Source organism: Nocardia sp. CA-119907 (assembly GCF_050955995.1).
Classification (GTDB): Bacteria; Actinomycetota; Actinomycetes; order Mycobacteriales; family Mycobacteriaceae; genus Nocardia.
Map to the genome: position 1 here is coordinate 1,827,643 of NZ_CP192091.1, position 15,997 is coordinate 1,843,639.

Genomic DNA, 15,997 nt, shown 5'->3' on the forward strand with positions numbered 1-15,997 from the left:
CTCAGGACCCGTCCAGGAGCAGGTGGGACAAACGGTCGCTGATTTTGCGTGACACCGTCACCGGTACCTGATCGTCGGCCGCGCTGTCGATGATCTGGGTGACCACGTCGTCGTCCAGATCCAGATGATCGAGCACCAGTCGGACCGAGTGCTCGATGCCGATGTAGAGCTTGGGCAGCATCGACAGCGTCCGGTAGGCCGCGAACGGTTGGGCAGCCGGATTGACCTGCACTACGGGCGGTATCTCGGGCCAGCGCCGCGGCCATGGTTCGCCACGCCAGGGTTGCGGATCCACCACGGGCTCACCGTGATAGCGCAGCATGCCCAGCCGCAGCAGTTGCCAGACGGCGACCAGGAACGGGCACGACCATCGGGTCTCGGCGACCCCGTCGACGATCTGCCTACTCCACAGTTGCACGTCGAGGAAGATGGAGTGTTCGCGGCGTCCGAACTCCTCCGGCGGCCGGTAGGGCCGCCCGCGCATGGCCTGCACAGGTTCGTGCTCCGAGGATCGGCGGCCGTTGCACAGCCAGCCCGACTCGGCCGTGGGCGGGCGGCGGCCGGTGTCCGGCGGCACGGGCTCGGCGATGATGCGTGCGGCCACCATCTCGGCCACCGGAATCGGCTCGCCCGACGGCACGCCGGCGAGGAACCGCGAGGTCTGCCAGCAGCCGGATTCGCGCGCCAGATAGTCGATGGTCAAACCGGTTTCGTCGGCAGCGGCCAGGAGCTTTCCGAGGATGTCGGCGGGGTCGGTGTCGGGCTGGAAGTAGTCGTCGATCAGATGGCAGGTGCTGACCCGTGCGTCGGGGCCGAACTGGACCCGTGCCGATTCGTTGAACGCCGTCACCAGCGGGACGAGGCGGCGGAACTCCGCCTTCACCCGGTCGATATCGCCGGCGATATCGTAGGGATCGAAGTGCCCGACCTCGATCGACAAGTGCGACAATGGGATCCGCGTGATGTGCGGCCGATCGGTTGCTTCGCTGTATCCTCGCGCTACACGCATCTAGAGTCTCTCCCAGGTGGCGATGTCGATCAGGCGGCGGGCGAGTTCGATATATGCCTGCGCGGTCTCGATGTTGGCGATATGGGTATTGACGTCGCTGTCGAGTATGAGCTGTTCGCGGTACTGCAGCACCGGCTCTATCGGGCTTTCACCGAGGACCGCGGTCGTGCCGAGACGGTTGGCGGTGGCGAGGCGGCGCAGCGCGGCGTCGTGCTCCTGCAGCCACGCCGCCTGAGCGGCGCGCTGGGTGCTGAGGTGCGAGTTGGTGTCGGGTACGGCCGTGCGCACGTAGCGCAGCGAGCCGAGCAGTTCGTCGCTGTCGTGGCCGTACGAGGCACCGGTCTGCAGCAGCCCGTGCTGGCCGTACACCAACCCCGAGGCGGCCAGAATGTGCTGGCGAGTCCAGCGGTGGAAGATCAGCCAGCGTGCGGTGTGCCGCCGCAACTGCGGCAGAGCCGTTGCCTGCAAGACGATGTCGAGCGCGATCGACCGACCCGCGCTGAGATCTACGACCACTACCGGGAATTCCTGGTCCAGCGTCGCCAGTAGCTCTACGCAGCGCGTCACTATTGCGTCATCACAGGCGAGGAATTCGGCACCGCCCTCGTCGCCGGGAAACAGCACCAGTCGGCCGGACCGGGGACCGACGCGCTTCAGCTCCGTCCGGTCTGTGGCTGTGCCGACGTCGACGCTGGCGGCGGTGTCGCACTCGCCGAGCAGATAGGAATGTGTGCCGCCGACCGCCGTACCGCGTTCCATGGCACTGATCTCGAACAGCGCGCCAGCTGTCGGGGAGCCGAAATCGAAATCGACATAGGCGACATCGCGCCCGGAAAGACATAGCCGGTAGGCGATGTTGCAGCTGGTCACCGAGCGTCCGGTGCCGCCCTTGTCGGAGGTGGAGAACACCAGCACGATTCCGCCCTCACCGCGTCGCGTCGTCGCGCGCGTATGCCAGTTCGTCGAGCTCGGTCAGCGCCTGGGTGGCCAGCCCGTATGCGGTTCCGGGGCGCTCGTTCAGCACCCGGCGGGCGCGGTCGAGTGATTGCCGAATTCGGTTGACCGCCATTTGCCTCGGGGACAGGTCATCGCCTTCGACCTCGAGCTCCTCCTGGTTGAGCAGGTGTTCGGCCTCGCTGAGCAGATCCACCGCGCGCGAGACCATGGACTTCGGTGCCAGCGGGGGTCTGCTGAAGGTGCCGTGCGCGATGACCAGGCATTCCATCACCCGCTCGGTGACGAACCAGGACGGGCCTTCGGGTTTCGCGGCATCGAGCAGCCAGCCGGGGTCGTCCCACAGCCCCTGGGCATGGGTGTCTCGCAAGATGCGGCTGTCGAGGTGGTCCATGGCCGATTCGGCCAGCGCCATCAGCTGGTCGCGAGTGTCGACGTCGGTGCGCAGGCGTGCGGCCTGCAGACAGCGCTTGAGCATCATCGTCACGAAATCCGGTACGTACCACTCCAATTGGGGCCCGCCGCCGACGTGCTCGCTACCGGCCAAGCGCATCCGCACGCCCGGATAGTGCAGGGTTGCGGCCGGGTCGCCAGAGGTGAGCCGACTGGTGATCCGGCCGCGGCGGGCCAGCTGATCGAACACGGCCACGGTGCGTGCCAGATCCTGGGTGCTTTCGCGGTATACCAGGTCCTGAATGAGCATGGCGCTGACCGCGAGGCTGAAGTAGTCCGATTCCTCGCCGTCGGAGGTGCGCCAGGGAATGTCCTCCAATGGCCAACGGCCGCTACCGAAGCGGGCCACGGTAGACCAGTATTCGCGGGTGAGTTCGAAGCGCAGTGCCAACGCGTCGGCGAGCTTGCGCTGCTCGTCGGTGAGCAGGTCCAGTTCCCGGATGCGCTGGGACGACAGATCGACGATGCCGTCCAGGGCCACCGCGGTGAAGTACAGGTGGGGGCGGGGTTGCGCGAGGCCGGTCACGGCGCCCATGTGGCCGGGTACGAAGTCGATCGGCTCGGCGGTGTGGACGATGCCCCAGCCCCATCCGCATTCGAACAGCCGCCTGTCGTCGGCGATATCGATCCAGGCGATGTCGCGCTCGGTGGGCTGACCGAGCCTGACCTCGCTGGCAGCCCTTACCCGCAGTTGCTCCAGCTGAGCCGACAGCAGTGCGAGGGCATCCTCGGCCGGTGCGTGGCTCTGATTGATCATGTCCAGGATCTCCTGCCCCGCAGCTCTTTTCGACTCCGGGGTGTGAATCACGAAGCTGCGCACCAGGCCCGCCATCGCGGCGGTGAGTCGAGTGCTGACCTTGTCGATCACGAGGGGGATCCGCTCGCGGAGCTGCCTGGCCTCCATCCGCACCTCACCGCGGACGAATCGGTCGAAGCCGCGCAAGAAGCGCATCGATGCGATGCACAGGCTCAGCGACATCGAATAGGAGTCGACGACTTCCAGCGCCAGCTGAGCATCACTGGGCGGGTTTTCGTCGACAGAATGCAGGTAGCCGCCTGCGGCGAAGGTCGGTTGGCCGTCGGCGCCGGTGTAGCGGTCGAGATAGTCCTCGAGCAGTCCCACCAGGACGCTACCGATGCGGGTCTCCTCGCCGAACCGGGCGAGGGCTGTCTTCGCGTCGGCGGCCATCTCGTCGGGCTGGTGGAGCGCGAAAGCATCGATCTCGGTCGCCGGATACAGCAGACACAGCAGCTGCTCGGCGTCGCTGATCGAATTGGCGCCGTCGCGCCCGCCCCAGATCCACTTCTCGTCCCGATAGGAATAGGCGAGCACGGCCCGCCACAGGTCCAGCAGCTGCTGCCTCGGCCGAATTCTCAATATTGTCCCCTGCCCTCGCCCCTGCGTTCGACCCCGCGGGGGCCGAACGTCGTTGCTACACAAAGTGTGCCTCGGCAAAGGTTCGCCAGTCCACGGATCGGCTCGGCTTCGCCGTGCAGGTGCGGGGTTCGCGAAATGCCGAATGCCGCGCCGGGGGACCTTTCCCGGCGCGGCATTCGGATCTATCGGTGGCGCGGCTGCCGGCCCGGAGGGGGTTCGGGGGCAACCATGCCTGGCCTGCCGATCGGGGGTTCGGGCCGAAAGGCAGGCGGCGCAGGCGGTTACACGTTGGCGTAGGCCAGCGAGGGCACGCGGGACGTGGCGAACGAGGACCGCAGGTAGAAGAACCAGGTGACCGCGGCCATCACCAGGAAGGCGCCGGTGTAGGCCCAGAATGCGGGGTTCATGCTGTGGAAGTTGATGTTGGACAAGCGAAGAGCCTGCTGGAGCAGGTAGCCGCCGGAGGCGCCGATCGCACCGATGACGCCGATCGCGGCACCGGCTTGACGCTTGGCCGAGGCCGCGGCGTCGGTGATGTCGAGGCCGTGCTCGGAGGCGTACTTCTTGGCTTCGGCGCTGAAGATGGACGGGATCATCCGATATGTCGAACCGTTGCCGATGCCGGTCAGGACGAACAGCAGCAAGAATGCAGCCAGGTAGAGCGGGAAGCTCTTCGCCTTCAGTCCGGCCATGATCAGCACAGAGGCGACCGCCATACCGCTGAAGACATAGATGGTGATCTTGGCGCCGCCGACCTTATCGGAGATCCAGCCGCCGAACGGACGGCTGAACGACCCGACCAGCGCGCCGAGGAAGGCGAGGTTGCCGAGCGTGGTGATCCAGCCGATCTTGGCCAGATCCGGGAAGTTGGCCTTGATCAGGGTCGGGAAGGCGAAGGAGAAGCCGATGAACGAACCGAAGGTGCCGATGTAGAGGAACGACATCACCCAGGTGTGCTTATTGGTCAGCGCCAGCTTGTAGGACTTGCCGTCGGCTTTGGCCGTGCTGATGCTGTCCATGTAGCGCAGTGCCCCGACCAGGGCGACCAGTATGAACGGGATCCAGACCAGCACCGACAGCGTGATGCCGAAGCGGTAGCCCGCCGCATCCTTGGCCATGATGTGCGTGCCGAGCGTGATCAGCAGCGGCAGCACCAGCTGGGTCTGCGCGACGCCGAGGTTGCCACCGGCGGCGTTGATGCCAAGGGCCGCACCCTTTTTCCCTTCCGGGAAGAAGAACGAGATATTGGCCATCGAGGACGAGAAGTTACCGCCGCCGAAGCCGGCCAGGGCGGCCAGGATCATGAACACCCACATCGGGGTGCCCGGGTGGTTGACGAAGTAGGCCAGGCCCAGCGTCGGGATGAGCAGCATGGCCGCACTGAACGCGGTGAACGCGCGCCCGCCGAACTTCGGAATCGCGAAGGTGTACGGAATGCGCAGTGCCGCACCGACAAGCGTCGGGGTGGAGGTCAGCAGCAGGGCGTTGCTGACCGCGGTCGGGTTGCCCTTGCCGAGTCCGGCGAGGAAGTCGAATCCCGCCAGGCCCATACTGGTCACCACGGTGCCCCAGATGACCCATACGCTGAAGCCGAGATTCTCGGCGAAGACGGAGAAGATCAGGTTCTTGCGAGCGGTGAGTTTGCCGCCCGATTCCCAGAATTCGGTGTTGTCGGGCTCCCAGTGATCCAACCAGCGCCCCTTTTTCTGGTGTGTGAATGCTGGGGTGTCGGACTGCTGGCCGGTGGCAGCTACTGCGGCGGTCATCGGCTTCCTCTCGATCTGGCTCGGTGGGTTGCCGAGCTACGGTCGAGACAAAGGTAGGAGCCGGTTGTTGCGTGTGAATGGCGCTCGGTGACGTTCGCGGCAAATCCGACTCACACACCGGGATGTCGGTTGGTGACCAGTTGGTTACCTGGCACCCGGCGGCGGAACCGGCCGGATTGTTCGGTCATCCGACCAGGATTCTACCGGTCCGGATATTCCGCGATGAGCGAGCCGAGGAAGCAGCGCGCGGCCTGGGCGGCCTGCTCCGGATCCCCATCGATGACGGCCTGCACCAATTCATTGTGCTCGGCATCGTAGGCGTCATCGGATTTCGCGGTCCGGGCCCGGATCACCTGCTCGATAATGGGCAGCAGCGAATCGTAGAACTCCAGATATACCGCGTTGTGACTGGCGACCACGATCGCGCGGTGCAATTCCACATCGGCTTCGATGGCCGCGAGATTGTCCACGTCCCAAGGCTGTTGGCTGCGTTCCTCCAGCAGCCGTCGCAGATTCGCGATATCGCTCTCGTCGCGGCGGCGCGCGGCCAGTGCGGCGGCATTGGTGTCCAGTGCCATGCGCAGCTCGAGGACATCGCGTTCCTCCGCATCGGCGAAGTACTTCGCGAGCGTGCCACCGACCTCCGACGCCGCGATGACGTAGGTGCCCGAGCCTTGGCGACGTTCCAGCATCCCGGCATGGACGAGGGCCTGGACCGCCTCGCGAACCGTATTTCGACCGGTTCCGGTGAGCTCGGTGAGCTCCGGTTCGGTGGGGATGCGGGAGCCGATCGGCCAACGGCCGGAACGAATTTCGGCACGCAGCTGCTCGGTTACCTGGGCAATGAGGCTGGTCCGCCGGACGGGTTGCACGGCAACAGAGTACCGCCCATCACAAATTCTTGCCTCCTATCATGGGGTCATCCTATGATTTCGCGGTGACTGCGACTCTCTCGGAAACTGCGACTCGCCCGGAATACGCCCGGGTCGAGCGGCGCAAACGCGCCCTGACGGAAGGGCGAGTGCTCGTTCTCGCCGCCATTGTGATGTCCGCGCTCACCCTCCGGGTCGCCGTCACCGCATTCTCTCCGCTCGCCGAGCGCATCGGCGCCGATATCGGGTACTCGACGGCCGTCGTCGGTGTCTTCGGCATGATCCCGACCCTGATGTTCGCGGTTTCGGGTCTGCTCACCCCGGTGTTCGTGCGCCGACTCGGACTGGAGCGCACCGCGCTGGTCGCGATGTTGCTGGCCGGATTCGGCATGCTGGTCCGGGCGCTGGTCGGCGGCACCGCCGAACTGCTCATCTTCTCCGCACTTGCCCTCGGCGGCATGGGCATCGGCAATGTGGTGATCCCGCCATTGGTCAAGCGGTACTTTCCGGACCGGCTCGCGGTGGTCAGTTCGCTGTACATCACCATGGTCCAGCTCGGCACCGTGGTGCCCGCGCTGATCGCGGTGCCCGTTGCCGAGGCGCACGGCTGGCGGATCTCACTCGGGCTGTGGGCGGTGCTCGGCTTCGCGGCCGCACTGCCGTGGATCGGTGTGCTGCGCGACCGTCGGGGCCACGACCGGGTCGATAACACCGCGCTGCCGCCGCGGACCCAGGAGCCCAAGGGCCAGGTGTGGCGTTCGCCGTTGGCCTGGGGCATGGCGGGCATGTTCGGTATGACCTCGCTGACCACCTACGCGATATTCACCTGGCTGCCGAAGATCCTGTCCGAGGCGGGCGCGAGCGCCGCGTACGGCGGGACCATGGTCGGGCTGTTCGCGCTGGTCGGTCTGGTGTCGGCATTCACCGCACCGACGATCGTCGCGCGGTTCCGCAATCCCTTTCCCTTTGTGGTTGGTTGCGCCGTCTTCTTTTTCACCGCGTTCGCCGGACTGCTGATCGCGCCGATGACCGCGACCCTGCTGTGGGTCGTCCTGCTCGGACTCGGTCCGAGCACCTTCCCGATGGCGCTGACGCTGATCAATATGCGCACCAGGACCCCGCAGGGCTCGGCCGCCCTTTCGGGCTTCACCCAGGGCGTCGGGTACGCGGTGGCCTGCATCGGTCCGGTGCTCTTCGGCATGCTGCACAGCGCCACCGACGGCTGGGGCGCGCCGTTCGCGATGCTCGTCGTCGCGGTGCTGGTGCTGCTGGCCGGTGCCTGGCAGGCCTGCAAACCGCGGATGCTCGAAGACACCTGGAAATAGCGGCGCGAAGATATCGCCGTTCGAGTTGCGAGGTGGTGTGACGGCGCGCATGCTGTGCGCGTCACACCTCACCGGCTGCTGATCGACAAGTCGGCCGTTCGTGACGCGCGGAAACCGCTGTGTCACACGCCCGAAACATTTCATTGAAACTCACCCGGGATCCCCGGCAATCGTGAGCAACCGTTGATTTGACGGTCATTTGGGGCAGCATTTCGGCAATACCCGTTTCTTACCGTGGGGCTAACCGATTTTGGGAGGCCCCTGTTGAGCACGCTGACGCGTAACCACAACATCGAGCATTGGGATGCCGAAGATGTCGCGGCCTGGGAGGCCGGTGGCAAGGACGTCGCCAAGCGCAATCTGATCTGGTCTGTTTTCGCAGAGCATGTCGGTTTCTCGGTGTGGTCCATCTGGTCGGTCATGGTGCTGTTCATGCCCACCGATAAGTTCGGCATCGATCCGGCGGGCAAGTTCTTCCTCGTCGCCATGCCGACCCTGGTCGGCGCGGTGCTGCGGATTCCGTACACCGTCGCCACGGCGCGTTTCGGCGGCCGCAACTGGACCATCTTCAGTGCGCTGCTGCTGCTCGTTCCGACGCTGCTCACGCTGTACTTCATCAACCAGCCGGGCACCTCGTACACGACCTTCCTGGTCGTCGCGGCCTTTGCCGGATTCGGTGGCGGCAACTTCGCCTCCTCGATGACCAATATCAATGCCTTCTACCCGCAGCGGTTGAAGGGTTGGGCGCTGGGTCTGAACGCGGGCGGCGGAAATATCGGCGTACCCGTCATCCAGCTGCTCGGCCTGCTGGTCATCGCCACCCTCGGCAATACCCACGCCTCGGTGATCTGCGCGATCTACCTCGTGCTCGTGGCGCTGGCCGGTGTCGGCGCCGCGCTCTACATGGACAACCTGAAGAACCAGAAGGCCGATCTGTCCTACATGATCACGGCGCTCAAGGTGCCGCAGTCCTGGGCGATCGCCTTCCTCTACATCGGCACCTTCGGTTCGTTCATCGGCTACAGCTTCGCCTTCGGCCAAGTGCTGCAGATCAGCTTCAAGGCCGGTGGTGACACCGTCGCGCAGGCCGCACTGCACGCCGCGCAGATCGCGTTCATCGGTCCGCTCCTGGGTTCCCTGGCCCGCCCGTACGGCGGCAAGTGGGCCGACCGGATCGGCGGCAGCCGGGTCGCCATGTACACCTTCGCCGCGATGACCGTGGCCGCGGTGCTGGTGGCCGTGGCGAGCGCCGCGGGTGACCGCAGCGGCGGTGTGCCGAGCGGTACCGCGATGGTCGCGCTGGTGATCGGATTCATCGCGCTGTTCGTCGTATCGGGCATCGGCAACGGGGCGGTCACCAAGATCATCCCGTCCGTCTTCGACGCCAAATCCAAGAGCCTGGACGCGAGTCCGGCCGCCCGGGCCGCATGGTCGCAGAACACCTCCGGCGCGCTCATCGGTTTCGTCGGCGCGATCGGTGCGCTCGGCGGCGTCGGGATCAACCTGATGCTGCGCTCGTCCTACGCCTCGACCAAATCGGCGACCACCGCGTTCTGGGTCTTCATGGCCTTCTACGTGGCCTGCGCCGCGGTGACCTATGTGGTGTTCCTGCGCCGCCCGCGCGTCGCCATCGACTCCGAGGTCGTCGCCGAGGCCGAGGCACTCGTACTCGAAGCCGAATCCGTCGGCACCACATCCCAGTCCACCAGCCCGTCGGCCCGAGCCTGACGCCGAACCATCAACGGAGGACAGTCATGAACTCGACAGTCGACCCCACCCTGCGCAAGACCGCCGTGGTCGTCGGCCACGGCATGGTCGGGCACCGATTCGTGGAGGCGCTGCGATCCCGGGATGAGGCCGGTCAGTGGCAGGTGGTCATCCTCAGCGAGGAAAAGCTGCCCGCCTACGACCGCGTCGGACTCTCGTCCTACGTCGGCAACTGGGAAGCCAGCGCGCTCGCCCTGCCCGGCAACGAGTACGCCGGTGACGACCTGGTCGAGCTCCGGCTGGGCCAGGCCGCGCAGAGCATCGACCGGGAGGCCCGCAAGGTCACCACGTCGGCGGGCGACACCATCGCCTACGACGCGCTGGTGCTGGCGACCGGCTCGTACCCGTTCGTGCCGCCGGTGCCCGGCCACGATCAGCCCGAATGCTTCGTCTACCGGACCATCGATGACCTCGACGGCATCCGCGCGGCGGCCGCCGCGGCCGGACCCGGTGCTGCCGGCGTGGTCGTCGGCGGTGGTCTGCTCGGACTGGAGGCGGCCAACGCGCTGCGCCTGCTCGGCATGACACCGCATGTCGTCGAGTTCAACGGCCGCCTGATGCCCGCCCAGGTCGACGAGGGCGGCGGCGCCATCCTGGAGAAGCTGGTCACCGACCTCGGACTGCATGTGCACACCGGTGTCGGCACCGCGTCGATCGAAGCCGATCCGGCCGCGGAATCGGCTGAGCGCCTGACGATTACGCTCTCCGACGAGTCGGTGATCAAGGCCGGTCTCGTGGTCTTCTCCGCCGGTGTCCGCCCGCGCGACCAGATCGCCCGCGACAGCGGCATCGAGGTCGGTCCGCGCGGCGGCATCATCACCGATCTGGGTCTGCGGACCTCGGATCCGAACATCTACGCGATCGGCGAATGCGCCGCGGTGGAAGGCGTTTGCTACGGCCTGGTCGCTCCGGGCTACACCACCGCCGAGATCGTCGCGGACCGATTGCTCGGTGGCGCCGGTGAATTCCCGGGCGCGGATATGTCGACCAAGCTGAAGCTGCTCGGCGTCGACGTGGCCAGCTTCGGTGACGCGCACGGCACCACCGAGGGCGCCCTATCGGTGGTGCTGCACGATGCCGCCAAGGGCACCTACGCGAAACTCGTTGTCTCCGATGACGCGCAGACCCTGCTGGGCGGCATCCTGGTCGGCGATGCCACCGCGTACTCGGCGCTGCGTCCGCTGGTCGGGCGTCCGCTGCCCGCCGAGCCCGCCGCGCTGATCTCCCCGGCGGGTGCGGAACTCGGGGCCGACGCGCTGCCCGACGACGCCCAGATCTGCTCCTGCAATAACGTTTCCAAGGGCGCGATCTGCGGGGCCATCGAAGAGGGCGCCTGCGATATCGCGGGCATCAAGAAATGCACGTCCGCGGGTACCTCCTGCGGTGGTTGCGTGCCCATGCTCAAGAAACTGCTCGAGCAGTCCGGTGTGGAGATGTCCAAGGCGCTGTGCGAGCACTTCTCGCAGTCGCGCGCCGAGTTGTTCCAGATCGTCCAGGTCACCGGCATTCGCACCTTCTCCGGCCTGATCGCCAAGCACGGCAAGGGCACCGGCTGCGATATCTGCAAGCCGACCGTCGCCTCCATCCTGGCCTCGACCTCGAGCGAGCACATCCTCGACGGTGAACAGGCCGCGCTGCAGGACACCAACGACCACTTCCTGGCGAATATGCAGAAGAACGGCACCTACTCGGTGGTGCCGCGGATGCCCGGCGGTGAGGTCACCCCGGATCAGCTGATCACCATCGGCCAGATCGCCAAGGAATTCGACCTCTATGTCAAGGTCACCGGCGGTCAGCGGATCGACCTGTTCGGCGCGCGGGTCGAACAGCTGCCGCTGATCTGGAAGCGACTGGTGGATGTCGGCATGGAGTCCGGCCACGCCTACGGCAAGTCGCTGCGCACCGTGAAGAGCTGCGTCGGTTCCACCTGGTGCCGCTATGGTCAGCAGGATTCGGTCGGCATGGCGGTGCTGCTGGAGAAGCGCTACCGCGGATTGCGCTCGCCGCACAAGCTGAAGCTGGCCGTTTCGGGCTGCGCCCGGGAATGCGCCGAGGCCCGCGGCAAGGACGTCGGCGTCATCGCGACCGAGCACGGCTGGAACCTGTACGTCGGCGGCAACGGCGGTCTGACCCCGAAGCACGCGGTGCTGCTCGCCGGTGATCTCGACGACGAGACGCTGATCAAGTACATCGACCGGTACCTGATGTTCTACGTCCGCACCGCCGACCGGTTGCAGCGCACCGCGCCGTGGCAGGAGGCACTCGAGGGCGGTCTCGACTACCTCAAGCAGGTCATCTGCGAGGACAGCCTCGGCATCGCCGACGATCTGGAGGCGGCGATGGCCCAGCATGTCGCTGGCTACCGCGACGAATGGGCCGCGGTGCTCGACGACGAGGAGAAGTTGTCGCGCTTCGTCTCCTTTGTCAATGCCCCAGAAGAGGCCGATCCGACCATTTCGTTCGATGAGAGCGGGGAACGGAAGGTGCCTGTGCTGTTGGGCATGCCAGAAATCCCGGTCGCCACACGCGGGCAATAGCCGCTTAACCCCGAAGAAACAGGACGCCGGTACCAATGGGTAAGGCGTTTGGAGGATGACACCGATGACCGTGATGGATACCCCCGGCATTGCCACAGCTACCACCACGGGTTGGACGCAGGCGTGCCGACTCGACTACTTGATTCCCGGCCGCGGCGCTGCGGTGTTGCTGAGAGGTGGCCGTCAGGCCGCCCTGTTCCTGCTGACCGACGGCACCCTGTACGCCGTCGGCAATATCGATCCGATCGGCAGGGCGGCAGTGATGTCGCGTGGGATCGTCGGTGACCGCGGCGGTATCCCCGTCGTGGCGTCGCCGCTGCTGAAGCAGGCCTTCTCGCTGTTGGACGGGCGTTGCCTGGACGACGATTCGGCAGCGCTGCCGGTATACGCGGTGCGCGTCGACGACGGCATCGTTTCGGTATCCAATGAGCCGGTCGACACCGGACTCGACGCCACGGACGGTGGATCGGCATGACAACAATCGATACGGGCGCCTGTCTGGCCGGTTTCACGGTCGGCATCACCGCGGCCAGGCGGGCCGAAGAGTTCGCCACGCTGCTCACCCGACGGGGTGCCGGTATCGTCGCGGCTCCCGCGATCCGGATCATTCCGCTGGCCGATGACAACGAGCTGGAGCGGGTGACCCGCGAGATCGTCGCGGATCCACCGCAGTTGGTGGTCGCCACCACCGGCATCGGCTTCCGCGGTTGGATGGAGGCGGCCGAGGGCTGGGGCATCGCCGAGGATCTGCGCACGACGCTGGCCTCGACCAGGATGCTGGCGCGTGGGCCGAAGGCGAAGGGCGCCATCCGCGCCGCCGAACTGCGCGAGGAGTGGTCCCCGGCCTCGGAATCCTCCGCGGAGGTGCTCGACCATCTGCTCGCCGAGGGCGTGGAGGGCGTGCGGATCGCGGTCCAATTGCACGGCGCGACAACGGAATGGGAGCCGGTCCCGGATTTCTGCGAGGTATTGCGGTGCGCGGGTGCGGATGTCGTTCCGGTGCCGGTGTATCGCTGGGTGCCGCCGGATGACCAGGGGCCGATGGATCAGCTCATCGAGGCCATCATCACCTCCAGCCTGGACTGTGTGACCTTCACCAGTGCGCCCGCCGTGGCGTCGATGTTGATGCGCGCCAAGGAAACCGGGCTGCTGGAAGGCGTGCTGCACGCCCTGCGCGGTCGGGTGCTGCCCGCCTGCGTCGGACCGATCACCGCGGCTCCGCTGGAGGAGCTCGGCGTGCCGACCTCGATGCCGGGACGAGCCCGGCTCGGTGCGCTGGCCCGGCACGTCGCCGAGGAATTGCCGCGGCGCGCCAATCGTATTCAGGCCGCCGGACATACGATCAGCGTGCGCGGTGCCTGCGTGGTGGTCGACGGTTCGGTGCGCCAGCTCGCACCGGCGCCGATGGCGCTGATGCGGTCGCTGGCACGTCAGCCCGGCCGGGTCGTCTCCCGGGAGGATCTGCTCGCGGCGCTGCCCGGCGGCGGTGACGACACCCACGCCGTGGAGACCGCGATCGCGCGGCTGCGCGCGGGACTCGGTACGCCGAAAGCCATTCAGACCGTGGTCAAACGGGGCTACCGACTCGCGCTGGACGCCGTGGAATGCGCCGACGACTATCCGCGCACCGTGGCTGACGGACGTCCGCCGGTGGCCGGTATCGGTACCCCGGCGCGCGCGCCGAGGTACGCCCAGACTGCGGGGAGCTGGTGACGGCTCCGGCCCTGGTCCTGGTCGCACACGGCACCAGGAGTACCAGGGGTGTGCAGATGATCGCCGCGCTCGCCGAGGCGGTGGGACGGGAGCTCGACGTCGCGATTTCGGGGCGCGACGGCGAGGCTTCCGCGATGACGGCTACGGTTTGTGAACATCGCGCCGTCGTTCGCGAACCGGAGACTTCCGAGAAGCCCTGGGTGCGTACCGCATTCGTGGACGTGCTCGGTCCTTCGCCATCCGAGGTGCTGCGCGACCTGACCGATGCGGGGGAATCCGTTCCCGCCGTGGTGGTTCCGGCGTTCCTCGCCTCCGGATATCACGTGTACCAGGATGTGCCGCGCGAGGTGGCCGAGAGCGGTCATCCCGAGGTCGCGGTCACACCCGCGATGGGGCCGGACCCGGCATTGGCCCGCATCATGGCCATGCGGTTGCGTTCCGCCGGATGGCGGCCGGGTGACGCGGTGGTCTTCGCGGCCGCCGGATCCTCGGATGCCCGTGCGCGCCAAGATGTTCGGCGCGCGGCGGCCATGCTGGCCGAACATCTCGGCGTCGCGGTCCGCATCGGCTATGTCGCCACCGGAGCCCCGCGTGTCCCGGAAGTTGTCGCCGAACTTCGTGAGTCGGGTGCGCAGCGCGTCTTCATCGCGTCGTATCTGCTGGCCCACGGCCTGTTCCAGCAGCGCCTGCACGACGCTGGAGCCGATGGTGTGGCCGAGCCGATCGGTGTGCACCCGGCGGTCGTCCGTCTGATCGCCGACCGTTACCGCACCGCCGCCCGAGAACTGATGCGGCCCAACACTTTGCCTGTGGAAGTCACAGGGACGTAGCGGACGCGCGACGCCGCACGACCGCAAGTCTGCGACGAACCGCGCCCTAACCAGATCGATCAGGTTGGGGCGCGTTCGTCGTCATTGGAGACCCGTGCTCATGGGCGGCCGATCCAAGAACCGCCGCAGCACGGCGGAAGGCCAGTCCTCCAGCAGCAGCCGTGCACCGGCGATGATGGCGACGGTCCGCACCACCTCCCGCACAAACTGTCACTACCTCGCACAACCTCTACCGTCTGCGAGGTCGTCATCTGCTATGCGACGTGCTCGAGCCTGTGCGACGCGGGGCACCAGCGAAGTCATTGTGAACGAGGGGCCGGGCGCGGGTCTTCTGCGCGGATCGGCCGCTTGGCGGTGCTGGATGCGGGATCAGTTTGCTGATGATGGGGTGCGGGTGAAGGAGGCGCGGTAGGCGCTCGGGGGGAGGCCTACGTGGCGGATCATGTGTTGACGCAGGGATTCTGCGGAGCCGATGCCGCTGTGGCGGGCGACCTGGTCCATGGGCAGCGTGGTGGATTCCAGGAGTTCGCGGGCGCGCTGAATGCGTTGGTGCAGTAGCCATTTCTGCGGGCTGAGGCCGGTTTCCTCGTGGAAGCGGCGGGTGAGGGTGCGCACGCTGGTGCGGGCGTGGGTGGCTAGATCGTCCAGGGATAGGGGAGTGTCGAGGCGTTCCAGGGCCCAGGTGCGGGTGGCCGAGAGTGACAGGCCGTTCTCGGGCGGCAGCGGTGAGTCGACGAATTGGGCTTGGCCACCGGGACGTACCGGGGTTACGACGGCGGCGCGGGCCGCGGCATTGGCGACCGTCGCACCGTAGTCGGTGCGAATCAGGTGCAGGCACAGGTCGATTCCGGCGGCGGCACCGGCGGCGGTGGTCACCGGTCCGTCCTCGATGAACAGTGCGTCGGAACGCACGGTCACGTCCGGGTACATCGCGGCGAGTTCGTCGGCCAGACCCCAGTGCGTGGTGGCCGTGCGTCCGGATAACAGCCCCGCCTGGGCCAATACGAATGCGCCACTGCAGATCGAGGTGACTCGTTTGCCTTGTTCGACGGCTTTGCGCAGTGCCGCGATGGTGGTCGCATCGGCGGTGCCGCGACTGCCGGTGCTCGGCACGATGACGGTATCCGCCTCGTCGAGCGCATCCAGTCCGCGTGGCACCACGACATCGAAGCCGCCCAGCGCACCGGGAACCACACCGGGTTCGGCGGTGCACACCACCATCCGATAACACGGCTCACCGTCCACCGTCACCGTGCCGAGCATGGTTCCGGGCATGGCGAGTTCGAACGGCTTCACCGGCGCGACGGCGACGACGGCCACGGTTTTCATGGCTGGATCCTTGGGATAGATGGCTAACCGGCCACTAGTCTAGCGCTTCCACGCCCGGCAATGT

At 66.8% G+C, this 15,997-nt stretch carries 12 protein-coding genes; 6 read left to right on the forward strand and 6 right to left on the reverse strand.

Annotation, left to right across the window (positions count from 1 at the left end):
* Position 1: 1 nt before the first annotated feature.
* From ACQP2D_RS08400 to ACQP2D_RS08420, 5 genes are all read right to left on the reverse strand, one after another.
* Positions 2-1,009 carry an SCO2522 family protein gene (locus ACQP2D_RS08400; protein ID WP_433683132.1) on the reverse strand — a complete coding sequence of 336 codons (1,008 nt, stop codon included), beginning with the start codon at positions 1,007-1,009 and terminating at the stop codon, positions 2-4.
* Positions 1,010-1,924: an SCO2523 family variant P-loop protein gene (locus tag ACQP2D_RS08405; protein WP_433683133.1), complete on the reverse strand. Its 915-nt coding sequence runs from the start codon at positions 1,922-1,924 to the stop codon at positions 1,010-1,012.
* Positions 1,925-1,934: 10 nt separating this feature from the next.
* Positions 1,935-3,794, reverse strand: coding sequence for an SCO2524 family protein (locus ACQP2D_RS08410; RefSeq protein WP_433683134.1), 1,860 nt, complete (start codon positions 3,792-3,794; stop codon positions 1,935-1,937).
* Positions 3,795-4,075: 281 nt separating this feature from the next.
* On the reverse strand, positions 4,076-5,560 hold the full coding sequence (locus ACQP2D_RS08415) for an MFS transporter (protein ID WP_433683135.1): 1,485 nt from the start codon (positions 5,558-5,560) through the stop codon (positions 4,076-4,078).
* A gap of 200 nt (positions 5,561-5,760) precedes the next feature.
* Positions 5,761-6,432 (reverse strand): FadR/GntR family transcriptional regulator, encoded by a 672-nt coding sequence (locus ACQP2D_RS08420; RefSeq protein WP_433683136.1) that lies wholly within the window; start codon positions 6,430-6,432, stop codon positions 5,761-5,763.
* A gap of 65 nt (positions 6,433-6,497) precedes the next feature.
* Here ACQP2D_RS08420 and ACQP2D_RS08425 point away from each other — a divergent pair, with 65 nt between their 5' ends.
* The 6 genes from ACQP2D_RS08425 (at position 6,498) to ACQP2D_RS08450 (ending at position 14,604) form a co-directional block, all read left to right on the forward strand.
* On the forward strand, positions 6,498-7,757 hold the full coding sequence (locus tag ACQP2D_RS08425) for a CynX/NimT family MFS transporter (protein WP_433683137.1): 1,260 nt from the start codon (positions 6,498-6,500) through the stop codon (positions 7,755-7,757).
* A 264-nt stretch (positions 7,758-8,021) separates the two neighbouring features.
* The gene (locus tag ACQP2D_RS08430) at positions 8,022-9,485 is read left to right on the forward strand and encodes a nitrate/nitrite transporter (RefSeq protein WP_433683138.1); all 1,464 of its coding nucleotides are present in this window, start codon (positions 8,022-8,024) and stop codon (positions 9,483-9,485) included.
* A 26-nt stretch (positions 9,486-9,511) separates the two neighbouring features.
* Complete coding sequence (gene nirB, locus ACQP2D_RS08435) at positions 9,512-12,061, forward strand: nitrite reductase large subunit NirB (RefSeq protein WP_433683139.1); 2,550 nt, start codon at positions 9,512-9,514, stop codon at positions 12,059-12,061.
* 64 nt (positions 12,062-12,125) lie between these two features.
* Positions 12,126-12,536 (forward strand): nitrite reductase small subunit NirD, encoded by a 411-nt coding sequence (nirD, locus tag ACQP2D_RS08440; RefSeq protein WP_433683141.1) that lies wholly within the window; start codon positions 12,126-12,128, stop codon positions 12,534-12,536.
* Entirely contained in the window at positions 12,533-13,774 is a 1,242-nt protein-coding gene (locus ACQP2D_RS08445) for a uroporphyrinogen-III synthase (RefSeq protein WP_433683142.1), read from the forward strand. Before nirD ends, ACQP2D_RS08445 begins: the two co-directional genes overlap by 4 nt.
* Positions 13,771-14,604: a sirohydrochlorin chelatase gene (locus tag ACQP2D_RS08450; protein ID WP_433683144.1), complete on the forward strand. Its 834-nt coding sequence runs from the start codon at positions 13,771-13,773 to the stop codon at positions 14,602-14,604. The genes ACQP2D_RS08445 and ACQP2D_RS08450 overlap by 4 nt, the downstream gene beginning before the upstream one ends.
* 369 nt (positions 14,605-14,973) lie before the next feature.
* Here the strand turns inward: ACQP2D_RS08450 and ACQP2D_RS08455 are convergent, their stop codons facing one another.
* The gene (locus tag ACQP2D_RS08455) at positions 14,974-15,933 is read right to left on the reverse strand and encodes a GlxA family transcriptional regulator (RefSeq protein ID WP_433683145.1); all 960 of its coding nucleotides are present in this window, start codon (positions 15,931-15,933) and stop codon (positions 14,974-14,976) included.
* Positions 15,934-15,997 lie beyond the last annotated feature (64 nt).